Here is a 13453-nt window from a genome sequence, read left to right on the forward strand (position 1 = left end):
GTATGCGTCAAGTTTTTCTCGGTAACCTTTAACTAGTAGAATTAAACAGAAAGTATGTTATATTAACTTTTTTAGGAAAATGCCCGGCCTAATTTTCCAATGAAGCTACTCACAGGGCCATAGTTGGATATCTTCCCAGTTTGAACAGTGCGTGTAGTTGAACGAGGCTTTTTCAAAGCCTGACGTACTGCTCCTTTAAGATCTTCACCTAACGGTTCAACGATAGAATCAACTTCTGTGGACAAAGCTTTTTTCAGAAGACTGTTTTGTTCTGCTGTTAGTAATGCTACGACATTAGCTACACCTGACTTTGTCCAACTACGTCCCTGCCTTTTCGTCCGGTAACTATACACACGATGTCCAGTTTCACAAACGCCTGTCCCATCGGACAGGGGGAGATCACGTTGTTTAAAGCTTTTGATGTATTCCCAATTTCTATACAAATATTTTTTCAGTTTTTCAATTTGATCTTTACGTATTGCTTTGCTTTCTTCTGGTATGTCTATCAATCTGCTTTCAGCTGTTGCACAAACGGATTCCACTAATGACCAGTCATGTTTTTTTACAGCCTTTATCATTAATCCTTCCATTTTTTTATCGAAAGATAAACGTTCTTTTAATTTTCGATAGACGTGGTAGGTATCTCTAAAATGTTCATGCCGATGACAATAGCCAACGATAGTGTCAAATTTATCTTTTTCATATCCACTTCCTCCATCACTGTTTGTGATGACAAGTGTCTCTTTCAAGTCATAGACTTGATTTAAGTAATGAGCAGCTTGCTTAAAAGCATCTTTACTAGAATCTAAACTTGAAAATGCCATTTTGTTTATAAGCGTATGTCTCTGCTTCTTTTTATCAATACCTTCATGTACGATGACGCGATGAATGGTCGGGGAGTCGCCTTGCCTTCCTTTGACAAGCAAACCATCACCTTCAATATATAATGCTTTTACCTTCTTTCGCTTAGTCTTAGGAAGATTTGATTTATAGTTATATTTAGACAGATAGTGTTGAACCTTTTCTCCAACCTCTTGCGTTACACGGTGAATGGTAGAATGGCTAGCTGTCACAGAACTACTTATCAGAAGAGACTTTTTGGCTTGTCTATAAGGCATATTAGCCCCCAATTGAGCCATAACCTTTTGAGTGTTGGGAGAGTAGCGCTTATACTTTTGTAAGCCTAAGGCTTCATCCAAAGCAATAAAAGATGGTTTCCCTTCTTTTCTTAGTCGTCTCCGATAGTAAGTGATCTTACCAAATACAAATTGAACAGTTCGAGGTTCAATATTGTCTACATGCCAGCCTTTATGTTTATACTGCTGGTAAAGTTCTTTATCTATTCTCTCTATGGCATGCTGCATTAACCATTCATTCCAACCTTGAAACCAAAGGTTTAAATTATTTTCTATATCAATAACAGATTCTTCGTTCTTCCAGAGTTCAACTATTTGTGATATTATATGATTCATAACGAGGCCTCTTTTCTACTGGTGTGGTAACTACTAGATTAAAGGTCTCGTTTCTTTTTGTCTAGAAAACGAAATGATATCACTAACCGAGAACTATTTTACACTAACTCATTGAAAGTTAAAAAACGCGTTTACCTGCTGAAAAGAATGTGATATATCCCTGTATCGTATTAATTGAGGTTTATAGTTATGCACGGTATGATAAAAGGAGGAGTTGAGCTATCATAAAAAGGAGGATCAAAATAATCGAGCAAATCAGTATGGTTATTTTAACGTCGATCGCGATAATTTGATAATAATGAACAAAATAAAACCATGGTTAAAATTGTGAATTTTTTAATAAATTTATTAGTATAAATTTAAAATTAATATTTTTTGTATATTATATAGAAGTATACATGAGTATTCCTGTTATGTACCATTAAATATTCATTATTTAAATTATTATGCAAAAACAGCCTTTCAGAAGAGCTGGGAAGCGTTACCATTAGGTTAACAAAGCCCTTTGTAAGTGTTATCATATGTGTATCAAAGCAAATAAGGAGGAACGAGAGTGAAGTCAACGACTGAAACAGAAAGTATATCTAACGAGACAGGAGAGAATACAATGGAAACGAACAAGAAGTCAATTCACGTCTTTTCAGAAATCGGTGAACTGCAGACTGTCCTTTTGAAACGTCCGGGCAGAGAAATTGAAAATTTGACCCCTGATATTATGGAACGCCTGCTTTTCGATGACATTCCACATTTGCCCGTCATTCAAAAAGAACATGACAAGTTCGCAGAAACATTAAGAGTAAACGGTGTAGAAGTTTTATACCTTGAAAAATTATCGGCGGAAGCCATCGATGCATCCGACACGAAAGAATCCTTTGTGGAAACGATGCTGGATGAATCCGGTATTTCTTCCAAGAATGTATATAAAGTGCTCAAGGATTATCTGCTGTCTATGGACACTCTGGAAATGGTCGAAAAAATCATGGCTGGGGTACGTAAGAACGAAGTAGAAGTAGACTCCAACCACCTGGCAGATATCAGTGACCGTCATCAGTATCCGTTTTACATGGATCCAATGCCTAACCTTTACTTTACTCGTGATCCGGGTGCCTCAATGGGCAACGGCATGACTATCAATAACATGACCTATCAGGCACGTAAGCGTGAGACCTTATTCCTTGAAACGATCATGAAACATCACCCAAGGTTCAAAGACGGCGGCACCGATATCTGGCGGGACCGCAATGTGACGACTCATATGGAAGGCGGAGATGAACTCGTCTTAAATGATAAAGTCCTGGCTATCGGTATTTCTCAGCGAACAGAAGCAAAAGCTGTTGAAGACCTGGCTATTGAATTATTTGAGAAGGGTGCTTCATTCGAAAAAGTCCTGGCTATCAAGATCCCGAATGTGCGGGCCATGATGCATCTGGACACAGTATTCACAATGATCGATCATAATAAATTTACGATTCATCCGGGCATCCTGGAATTTGACGGTTCGATCGACACCTATATCCTGGAAAAATCAGATGAAGCCGGGAAGGTCAAGATCACGCATGAAACGGATCTGGGTAAAGTGCTGAAAGATGCACTAGGCGTGGATGACATCGAACTGATTCAGTGTGGCGGCGGCGACGCGATCGCAGCACCTAGAGAACAGTGGAACGACGGATCCAATACTTTGGCAATCGCACCGGGCGTCGTAGTGACTTATGACCGCAACTATGTTTCAAATGAACTGCTGAGAGAAAAAGGGGTCAAAGTCATTGAAGTGGAGTCAAGTGAATTATCCAGAGGTCGTGGGGGTCCCCGATGCATGAGCATGCCACTGATCAGAAAAGATATAAACTAAAAAATCAGAAAAACTATTAGGAGGAAACACTATGCAAAACGTATTTCAAGGACGCAGCTTATTAAAGGAAAAAGATTTCACTAAAGAAGAATTGATGTATTTCATCGATTTTTCAGCTCATTTAAAAGATATGAAGAAAAAAGGCATCCCTCACCGTTACCTGGAAGGGAAAAACATTGCTCTTTTATTTGAAAAAGCTTCTACACGTACCCGTTCATCCTTTACCGTGGCAGCCATCGACTTGGGTGCACATCCTGAATATTTAGGCAAGAACGACATTCAAATCGGTAAAAAAGAATCGGTCGAAGATACAGCTAAGGTACTTGGCGGTATGTTTGACGGCATCGAGTTCCGTGGATTCAAACAGGAAAGCGTGGAACTTCTGGCTGAACACTCTGGCGTACCAGTCTGGAACGGTCTGACGGATGAATGGCACCCAACACAGATGATCGCGGACTATCTGACGCTGAAGGAAAACTTCGGCAAACTGGAAGGCCTGACATTAGCCTATACTGGTGACGGCCGTAACAACGTTGCCAACAGTCTATTGATCACTGGAGCCATCCTGGGTGTAAATGTGCACATCGTTTCACCTGAATCTCTCTTCCCAGATGAAGAACTCGTCGATCTGGCCAAAGAATATGCTGAGAAATCCGGCAGCCGAGTCCTGATCACTGACGATGTGAACGAAGGCGTGAAAGGTGCCGATGCTTTATACGCCGATGTTTGGGTATCCATGGGTGAAGAAGATAAATTCGAAGAACGCGTCAACCTGCTTAAACCATATCAGATCAATATGGATATGATCAACGCCACCGGCAAAGAGGATACTATCCTCCTGCACTGCCTGCCAGCTTTCCATGATACAGAAACAGAATACGGGAAAATGGTTGAAAAAGAATTTGGCGAAGTCGAAATGGAAGTCACAGACGAAGCCTTCCGAAGCAAGCATGCCCGTCAGTTCGACCAGGCTGAAAACCGCATGCATTCCATCAAAGCCATCATGGCCGCAACTTTGGGCAACTTATTTATTCCACGCGTGTAAAAAAACGAATAAACTGGCTGGTCAGTCCGGTCAGTTTATTTGACTATAATTAATCGATGAAAGAGAGTGATCATTTTGTCAAAACGAAAAATCGTTGTCGCTTTGGGCGGCAATGCTATCTTAACGAATGATTCATCCGCAAAGGCTCAGCAGAAAGCACTGGAACATACCGCTGAGTATCTCGTTCAGTTTGTTGAAAATGGGGATGCCATCGCTGTTTCACACGGAAACGGTCCTCAAGTGGGCAATCTCCTCCTGCAGCAGGAAGCCGCACACAGCGAAAAGAATCCGGCGATGCCTCTGGATACCTGTGTTGCCATGACACAGGGAAGCATCGGCTACTGGCTTCAGTCTGCCATGGCTAAAGCGCTGAAAGCCAAAGGCATAGACAAAGAAGTGGCTTCGATCGTGACGCAGGTCGTAGTATCTGAAGAGGACCCTGCTTTTAAGAGCCCTTCAAAACCTGTAGGCCCTTTCCTTTCTAAAGAGGAAGCTGAAAAACAGATGGAAGAAACCGGAGCTAAATTCATTGAAGATGCAGGCCGTGGATGGAGAAAAGTCGTTCCTTCGCCTAAACCCATCGATATAAAAGAAGTCAAAGTGATCAAGACGCTGATCGAGAACGATATCATCCCTATCACTGTTGGTGGCGGCGGTGTGCCGGTCATCAAACAGAATGATGACTATATCGGTGTAGAAGCTGTGATCGACAAAGATTTCGCCTCAGAAACCTTGGCAGTCAGCATAGAAGCTGATCTGCTGGTCATTTTGACCGGGGTCGATAATGTGATGATCAATTATCACACACCGGATGAAAAAGTATTGAACGAGGTGACCGTGGATGAAATGAAAAAATATGTCGATGAGAAGCAGTTCGCTGCCGGCAGCATGCTCCCTAAAGTGGAAGCAGCCATCAAGTTCGTTGAAGGGAATCCAAAAGGGAAAGCGATCATCACGTCGCTGGAAAACATAGAGGCAGCAATATCAGAAAGTGGTGGTACGATAATCACGCGTTAAAGAATAAAAATAATGAGTTGGAGGGTTTAACATGTCAGAGAATAAGATCAAAGATAGATTGATGTCCTTGCCATCATCGTTTACCATACTATTTATTATTATTGTTATCATGGCTATCCTTACCTGGTTCGTCCCGGCAGGCAGCTATGAAGTGAATGAAGCCGGAGAGATCATTGCCGGCACATTCGCTTATACTGAACATCAGCCTCAGGGCCTGTGGGATATCTTCATGGCTCCCGTCAAAGGGATGCTTGGGACAGACACCACACCGGGAGCGATCGAAGTGTCGCTGTTCATTCTAGTCGTCGGTGGATTTTTGGGCGTCGTTGATAAAACGGGTGCCCTAGATTCAGCTATCGCACAAGTCGTCGGTGCAAACCGCGGACGTGAAAAAATGCTCATTCCTATTTTGATGTTCATCTTCGCCTTAGGTGGAACCACATACGGGATGGCAGAAGAAACACTGGCCTTTTATCCATTGATCATTCCCGTCATGATCGCTGTCGGGTTCGATATGCTCGTTGCTGTGTCCGTGATACTCCTGGGTGCCGGTGTCGGTGTGCTTGCGTCGACAGTCAACCCGTTCGCCACTGGGGTAGCGTCGCAGGCTTTGGGTATCAGTCCGGGTAACGGGATCGTTCTCCGTCTAGTCTTCTTCGTGGTGATGTATGCCATAGCGACAGCGTATGTCTATCGTTATGCCACAAAAGTTCAGAAAGACAGAGAAAAATCGATGGTATCAGAAGACTACGAAGAAAACAAGAAGAAATTCAAGCCAAAAGATACCAATGAAAAAATGAATACCAGACAGAAAATCGTTATTTTCCTGTTTGCCTTGACCTTCATTCTGATGGTCCTTGGACTTATTCCATGGACACTGCTTAATGAAAACTGGACGATGTTTGAAAACTTCAATGCCTGGCTGATGGGTCTTCCGGTGATCGGAACAGTCCTTGGCCAGCAGATGGTGCCTCTGGGAGACTGGTATTTCGTTGAAATCACGATGCTTTTCCTTGCCATGGCCATCATCATCGGTATCGTTTATCGCGTGCCTGAAGAAGATATCGTTTCAGGCTTTGTCAATGGTGCAAAAGACCTCTTGAGTGTTGCCCTGATCGTGGCGCTTGCCCGCGGGATCCAGGTCATCATGAATGAAGGCATGATCACAGCCACCATTCTGCACTTTGGTGAAGAAACCTTATCTGGCTTGTCGCCAGTCGTCTTCTCCGTGCTGACGTATATCTTCTATATCCCATTGTCATTCCTCATCCCTTCAACGTCCGGTTTAGCTTCTGCGACGATGGGGATCATGGGACCTTTGGGGACATTCGTTGGTGTTGCCGAACATATCGTTGTCACTGCCTTCCAGTCAGCCAGTGGTATTGTCAACCTGATCACTCCGACCTCAGGTGTCGTCATGGGAGCCTTGGCGATCGCCGGTGTCGAACTGACCACCTGGTGGAAGTTCACTGCTAAACTGATCGGCATCATCTTCGTCGTGACCTGTATCCTCATGGCACTGGGTGTCCTGATTTTTTAAAACCTGGTTCATGAGTGCATCAGTAATACTGCTCAAGGTAGATTAGGGTAGTACGATGAATCACTAATTCATAAGTAATCGAATAGAACGAAAAGATCTCTGATGCGGCAGCCATGTCGTGTCGGGGGTCTTTTTTGTGGTTGAAAATAAGATGATAAATAAAAATGAACGTTTTTGAATGTTTAAGAACGATAATGATTGATTTCTAAGAGTGATTATGATAAGATTCAGTGGAAGAGGTGAAGAAAGTGCTTACAGACGAGAGGCATTCATTTATTCTCGAGCAGCTTGAACAGAAAAATACGCTGACGGTCCAGGAACTGGTCGAAAAGCTGGGGCATTCAGAATCAACGATCCGGCGTGATCTGACGACGCTGGAGGATCAGGACAAGCTCGTTCGCATACACGGCGGCGCCAGGAAAAAACGCAAACCGGTGGATGAACCGACGATGGATGAAAAAACGGTCAAATTCATGCAGGAAAAAGAAAAAGTTAGTCAGCTGGCTGCTTATCTGGTCAATGACTTTGATGTGATCTACCTGGATGCCGGAACCACGACCTATGCCATGATCCCATATCTTGAAGGAAAAAATATTACGGTCGTGACCAACGGTGTCCCGCATGCGGCTTTATTAACGGACTATAATATCGAGACTATTCTAGTGGGAGGGAAAATCAAACAGCGGACAAAAGCAGTCATCGGTTCGATTGCAGAACGGCAACTGGATGAAGTGAACTTTACCAAAGCCTTTATGGGCATGAATGGGGTCGACATCACTCAAGGCTTCACTACCCCTGATACGGAAGAGGCAGCCATCAAGAGAAAAGCGATCAGACAGTCCAATCAGTCGTATGTCCTGGTGGATGTATCAAAACTGGATGAAGTCAGCTTCTCGAAAGTGGCAGATATCGATGAATGCACGGTCATCACCAATCACCTGTCGGACAAACAGCAGCGTTTGAAAGACTATACTCGAATAATGGAGGCATAAAAATGATTTATACAGTAACATTGAATCCCTCGATCGATTACGTTATTTACCCCAACAGCCCGATCAAACTGGGTCAATTGAACCGGATCGAGAAGGATCAGAAAACTCCCGGAGGTAAGGGCATCAACGTATCCCGAATCCTTACACAACTGAATACAACGAATGTGGCGCTTGGCTTTGTTGGCGGACACATCGGCCAACTGCTGATCGAACAGCTGCATGACGAGAGTGTAAAGACAGACTTTACTCACATCGATGCCGATACACGCATCAATGTGAAAATCAAAGGCGGACAGGAAACAGAGATCAACGATGACGGGCCACTCGTGACCGAAGCGGACAGTCAGCATTTCTACACCAAGCTGGACAAACTCTCTGAAGATGATCTCGTCGTTATCGCCGGAAGTAAACCCAAAGGTCTGTCAGAGGACTACTACCAGCGTCTGATCGATCATGTGAAAAGCAAAAAAGCCGATTTCATCATCGATACGACCGGTGAAGAACTGCAGATGGCATTGGCTCAGAACCCGCTCTTAGTCAAGCCGAATATCCATGAACTGGAAGACTTGTATGGCGTGACATTGGATGGTTTAAGAGATATCGTCCCTTACGGCAAGAAAATGCTGGAAGCGGGCGCCCAATATGCCATCATCTCTCTTGGCGGAGACGGTGCGTTGTTCTTTATGGGCGATGACGTGTATTACAGTGCCCCTCCAAAAGGACAGCTAGTCAATTCGGTCGGTTCCGGAGATTCCATGATCGGCGGATTCATTGGTGAATACCAGAAAAATGGCGATCCATTGGCTGCCTTCAAGATGAGCCTGGCCTGCGGCAGTGCGACAGCGTTCAAGGAAGATCTGGCTAAAAAGGAAGACATAGATAAACTCTTACCACAAATCACAATTGAAAAATGGGAGGAAAAATAAATGAAGATAAATGATGTCCTGAAAAAAGACTTGATGATCATGGATCTGAAGGCACGAACAAAAGAATCCGCAATCGACGAGATGGTGAAACGCCTCGTGGATGAAGGAGCTGTGAGTGACTTTGATACCTTTAAAGAAGGGATCATGGCCCGTGAAGCGCAGACGTCAACAGGCTTAGGCGACGGTATCGCCATGCCTCACTCGAAAAACAAAGCGGTCAAAGAACCGGCCGTCTTGTTTGCAAAATCATCCAGCGGAGTGAATTATAACGCCTTGGACGGACAGCCGGTCGAGATCTTCTTCATGATCGCTGCACCAGAAGGCGGGAACGATTTGCATCTGGAAGTGCTGGCTTCACTATCAAGACGTCTCGTGGATGCAGATGTCGTCCAGGCTTTGAAAACAACTCAGACGCCGGAAGACGTGCAAATGATCTTTGACGAAAGCCAAGAAGAAGAAACGGTGACTGAAGCGCAGGCCCATGAAGAAGGCAAGAAATTCGTCGTCGCTGTCACCGCGTGTCCAACGGGTATCGCCCATACCTATATGGCGGAAGATTCATTGAAGAAAAAAGCAGCTGAGATGGGCGTCGAGATCCGTGTGGAAACAAACGGAACAGACGGGGCCAAGAACAAACTGACAGAAGATGAAATCAGACGAGCGGACGGTGTCATCGTCGCCGCAGACAAGAAGGTAGACATGGCTCGCTTCAACGGCAAACCTTTAGTTCAGCGTCCAGTCTCTGACGGGATCAAAAAAGCGGAAGAGCTGATCACAAAAGCCAGTACAGGCAATGCCCCTGTGTTTGATTCTGGAGAGAGCTACAGTGCAGAACGTTCATCTGAAACGGATGAAGGTGGATCTGTCTGGCAATCAGTTTATAAAGACTTGATGAACGGGATTTCTCACATGCTGCCTTTCGTCGTCGGTGGGGGTATCTTACTCGCCATATCATTCTTATTTGAATCATTATTAGGATCTGACAGTGTATTCTTTACCTCACTGAACTCTATCGGAGGGTCGGCTTTCCAGTTCCTCATTCCGATTTTAGCTGGATATATTGCCTACAGTATTGCTGACCGTCCCGGATTACTTCCTGGTATGGCAGGCGGTTTACTAGCCGTTAACAGTAATGCCGGCTTCCTGGGTGGACTGGTCGCCGGTTTCGTTGCCGGTTATGTCATGAACTGGATCAAAAAGATGCTCAGAAATGTACCGAAAACATTTGAAGGTCTTAAAGCGATCTTACTTTATCCAGTATTGGGTCTATTAGTTGTCGGTTTACTGATGTTCTTCCTGATCGGTCCATTCTTCGCTGTTATCAATAATGCGATGCTGGACTTCCTGAACAACCTGGGAACAGGGAATGCAGTCGTTTTAGGCGCAGTCCTGGGCGGTATGATGGCTGTAGACATGGGCGGTCCTGTGAACAAGGCAGCCTACGCTTTCTCGATCGGTATCTTCACAGATACAGGCGAGGGCGCACTGATGGCAGCCGTCATGGTCGGTGGTATGATCCCACCACTTGCAATCGCGATTTCTACAGTATTATTCAAGTCTAAATTTACTGACCTTGAAAGACAGTCTGGACTATCCAACTTTGTCTTAGGCGCTTCGTTCATCACTGAAGGAGCGATTCCATTCGCTGCTGCCGATCCACTGCGGGTCATCGGCTCATCTATCTTAGGTGCGGCCATCGGTGGCGGACTGACTCAATTATGGAACGTTTCTATCCCGGCACCACACGGCGGTTTGTTCGTTGTCGGTATCGGAGAGAATCCACTGCTGTTCATTGTGGCGTTACTCATCGGTTCCGTTATTACAGCAGTCGTTATGGGCTTATGGAAACCTCGCGTTGAAGATACAAAGAAAAACGTTACAGCAAGTGATATGAACTAAGGATTGTAGTGGAAAAGGGCTTCTCTTTGGAGAAGTCCTTTTTTATTTATAGAATATGAACAAATGTTCGTGACGGCGATTTTGGGCACTGAGTCAGCACGAAGGTTAGGGAAGAGGCGTAAACAAACGTTGTTAGAAGTGGATGTATGGTAAAATGAAGGAGTATTATGAGTAAGGATCAGTAGTTTTATATAAGGAAATTGACTGAAATGTATTAAAAGCATATAATAAATATATGTTTAATCTGTTGGAGGTATTGGGGAATAGTCATAGACGTTCTGTTAGCCAACCATATATAGGAGGCAAAAATCATTAAAAACTTAGGAAGATATCTAATCATATCTGCATTAGCTGCAACATTGACTGCCTGTTCTTTGAATGATCCGGATTTTGAAACCTATACAGAAGGATCCCTTAGAATTGCCGTGATTGGGGAAGAACCGGATGTCGTTGAAGAACACGTCAAGTTCGAGGAGATCACATTTGACGATCTTGCTGAAGATGAAATCGACTCCTACAATGCCGTTTTTATCATGGAAGATAAACTGATAGAGGCTTCAAGTGAACAGCATGCGGAAACATATTTAAATAGTGAGATCCCAGTTTTCTTTACATCTGCGCAAAGCACGATTCCCTTCACAGAAAAAGATTTAGAGTACAGCAGGGAATCATGGGGGTGGGAAGAAGGAGTTAGTTACATATCGGGACTTTATCGGACAGAGGATAAAAATCTGTTAACGAGAATAGGGTTCGGCTTATATAACGAAGAAATGTCTGAAGAAACGCTCCAGGCAACTTTCTCACTCGTCTTCACTAAAATCTCCGAACTGCAATAACCTGACTGTGAAGGCCTAACTTCAGAAGTGTTTAAATTATCGGATTGGAGTAGGCTTTCAGTCATCCCTTTAATATTATGACTTTTTCTGTGATCAGATAAAGTGGGTGAAGGAGACTGATTTGAAATTATTACACTACGGTGCTATCCCTAAATACAATCTTTTTCGAAAAGAGACTAAAGAGTCATCTGTGGTATTCGTGTCGAAGAATTTCAAGAGCCGATCATACTGGCGAGCCGGCAACTGGACAAACTGATCGATGAACTGGCTAAAGAAAAAGCTATAGAGAAAATACTATGAGGGTAATAAGAAGGTTAAAGCAAGCAAAACAAACTGTAATTGTTAAGCTTTGTGCTGCTTGCTTTATTATCTTGTTCAAGCGACGTATTTGGCTTATGGTGAATGAAATGTCTGCTGCAATAAGAATAGCAGCAAACAGGAGATCATGCAGCATACGGACATTGCTGTTTTTCTAATAAGAAAAGTGTCCACTCGTGGTCAAGGTGCACAGCGAGCACGACATTCTAGGGATAAAAGTGTTCACTCGTGGTTATGAGGCTCAGTAAGTACGACATTTTCGGGATAAAAGTGTCCACTGGTGGTTATGAGGCACAGTGAGCGCGACATTCCAGAGATAAAAGTGTTCACTGGGGAGGAATGAACCATCTGAGTGAGACATCTGGACTCTGTAATAGAGAGACAGACGTATACCTTAGCTATCAGTGACTTGGTCATTTTGGCTCAATAGTGACACAGTGACGACTGTTCAGGCTGAGTATAAGTCATACATACCAGTTTAAAAAATAGCGACGGTCCAAAAGTACAATCAAGTCCAGGATCACTAAAACAGCAATGATTTAAGAGGAAAGGAGATAAAATTAATGGCTAAACACAGAATATTCACCATGAGTTTTGCGAAAGTCTATCCAAACTATGTTCAAAAAGCTGAGAAAAAAGATAAAACAAAGGCTCAAGTGGATGAACTCATTCGCTGGTTGACAGGATATTCACAAGATGGTTTGGAAGAACAGCTGGAAAAAGAGAATGATTTTGAGACATTTTTTGCTGAAGCGCCGCACATGAATCCTGCACGCAAGTCAATAAAAGGTGTTATTTGCGGTATTCGTGTAGAAGAGATAGAAGATCCGCTGATGCAGGAAATTCGTTATTTAGACAAATTGATCGACGAACTGGCAAGAGGTAAAAAGTTCGAAAATATTAAACGAGACTAGAAGTATGATTTGTTAAGGGCTAGATAAGGAAGATCATCCGCGGATGATCTTTTTCTAATTATAGTTTTTAAGGTTTAATTTATTAATAGGTTGATCAGAGAGAATAAAGTGCAAATCGTAATTATTACGATTTAAAGGTGAAAAAATATAAACAGAAGAATCGTGGCTGTAATGTGATTAAATGACAGTAAGGTTTACTAATAAGCTTTAAAATGAATAATAAAGAACGTGTGGTTGATCAGTCGAGGAAAAGTTTAAGACGTGTATATAAGGTGAAATCAAAAAAATACAGCTAATCCCAGCGAGCAGCAAATAACTGATCATTTAGAAAAATACGGATCAGCGCAGATATTCAGGACGATTCTAAGAAACGATGATGGCTAATCATACGTGGATCGAACTGAAATCAGCTTGTAAAGCTTGCTGAAATGATGGAATTGAATCCGAAGTCATGCAAAGCGAGACAAACGCGACAGATGGAAATTATTACGATAGAAAATTATAAAAATAAAATTAGCAGTTTGAAATGATACGATAGACAGAAAAAACTAAAGCATACATAATTTTTAAATAAAACAGCTGTAAATCAGGTTGAATTGAAATCAATTCAGAACGGAATCAAGAGAGACTTGAATTTGATCT

10 protein-coding genes and 1 pseudogene are annotated in these 13453 nt (G+C 43.1%); 10 read left to right on the plus strand and 1 reads right to left on the minus strand.

From position 1 onward, the window contains the following. Positions 1-71 precede the first annotated feature (71 nt). Positions 72-1472, minus strand: a complete 1401-nt coding sequence (locus BMX84_RS04145) for an ISLre2 family transposase (protein WP_091487483.1) — start codon at positions 1470-1472, stop codon at positions 72-74. Between the two features lie 607 nt (positions 1473-2079). Between BMX84_RS04145 and arcA the strand changes: the two genes are divergently transcribed. The 10 genes and pseudogenes from arcA to BMX84_RS04195 all read left to right on the plus strand — a co-directional run bounded on the left by arcA (position 2080) and on the right by BMX84_RS04195 (position 12811). Further along, positions 2080-3324: an arginine deiminase gene (gene arcA / locus BMX84_RS04150; protein WP_091487600.1), complete on the plus strand. Its 1245-nt coding sequence runs from the start codon at positions 2080-2082 to the stop codon at positions 3322-3324. A 31-nt stretch (positions 3325-3355) separates the two neighbouring features. Next, on the plus strand, positions 3356-4369 hold the full coding sequence (gene argF, locus BMX84_RS04155; protein ID WP_091487485.1) for an ornithine carbamoyltransferase: 1014 nt from the start codon (positions 3356-3358) through the stop codon (positions 4367-4369). Between the two features lie 75 nt (positions 4370-4444). Further along, positions 4445-5386, plus strand: a complete 942-nt coding sequence (gene arcC, locus BMX84_RS04160; protein ID WP_091487487.1) for a carbamate kinase — start codon at positions 4445-4447, stop codon at positions 5384-5386. A gap of 31 nt (positions 5387-5417) precedes the next feature. Next, positions 5418-6926, plus strand: coding sequence for a YfcC family protein (locus tag BMX84_RS04165; RefSeq protein ID WP_091487489.1), 1509 nt, complete (start codon positions 5418-5420; stop codon positions 6924-6926). A 248-nt stretch (positions 6927-7174) separates the two neighbouring features. Continuing rightward, positions 7175-7918 (plus strand): DeoR/GlpR family DNA-binding transcription regulator, encoded by a 744-nt coding sequence (locus BMX84_RS04170; protein WP_091487491.1) that lies wholly within the window; start codon positions 7175-7177, stop codon positions 7916-7918. A gap of 2 nt (positions 7919-7920) precedes the next feature. Further along, complete coding sequence (pfkB, locus tag BMX84_RS04175; protein WP_091487493.1) at positions 7921-8844, plus strand: 1-phosphofructokinase; 924 nt, start codon at positions 7921-7923, stop codon at positions 8842-8844. Continuing rightward, positions 8845-10743 carry a PTS fructose transporter subunit IIABC gene (locus BMX84_RS04180; protein ID WP_091487494.1) on the plus strand — a complete coding sequence of 633 codons (1899 nt, stop codon included), beginning with the start codon at positions 8845-8847 and terminating at the stop codon, positions 10741-10743. A gap of 359 nt (positions 10744-11102) precedes the next feature. Beyond that, positions 11103-11579: a hypothetical protein gene (locus tag BMX84_RS04185; RefSeq protein WP_091487496.1), complete on the plus strand. Its 477-nt coding sequence runs from the start codon at positions 11103-11105 to the stop codon at positions 11577-11579. Positions 11580-11762: 183 nt separating this feature from the next. Further along, a pseudogene (locus tag BMX84_RS04190) lies at positions 11763-11879 on the plus strand (DUF2200 family protein); the annotation flags it as partial. 581 nt (positions 11880-12460) lie between these two features. Further along, positions 12461-12811 carry a DUF2200 domain-containing protein gene (locus tag BMX84_RS04195; protein ID WP_091487497.1) on the plus strand — a complete coding sequence of 117 codons (351 nt, stop codon included), beginning with the start codon at positions 12461-12463 and terminating at the stop codon, positions 12809-12811. The last annotated feature ends 642 nt before the right edge of the window (positions 12812-13453 follow it).

The sequence above is a fragment of the Alkalibacterium putridalgicola genome (assembly GCF_900109825.1).
GTDB lineage: Bacteria > Bacillota > Bacilli > Lactobacillales > Carnobacteriaceae_A > Alkalibacterium > Alkalibacterium putridalgicola.

Bases quoted from the DNA above. Each gene is read 5' to 3' on its own strand.
- BMX84_RS04180 (WP_091487494.1), top strand. From the start codon at position 8,845: ATGAAGATAAATGATGTCCTGAAAAAAGACTTGATGATCATGGATCTG.
- BMX84_RS04165 (WP_091487489.1), top strand. From the start codon at position 5,418: ATGTCAGAGAATAAGATCAAAGATAGATTGATGTCCTTGCCATCATCG.
- arcA (WP_091487600.1), top strand. From the start codon at position 2,080: ATGGAAACGAACAAGAAGTCAATTCACGTCTTTTCAGAAATCGGTGAA.
- argF (WP_091487485.1), top strand. From the start codon at position 3,356: ATGCAAAACGTATTTCAAGGACGCAGCTTATTAAAGGAAAAAGATTTC.
- pfkB (WP_091487493.1), top strand. From the start codon at position 7,921: ATGATTTATACAGTAACATTGAATCCCTCGATCGATTACGTTATTTAC.
- BMX84_RS04195 (WP_091487497.1), top strand. From the start codon at position 12,461: ATGGCTAAACACAGAATATTCACCATGAGTTTTGCGAAAGTCTATCCA.
- BMX84_RS04145 (WP_091487483.1), bottom strand. From the start codon at position 1,472: ATGAATCATATAATATCACAAATAGTTGAACTCTGGAAGAACGAAGAA.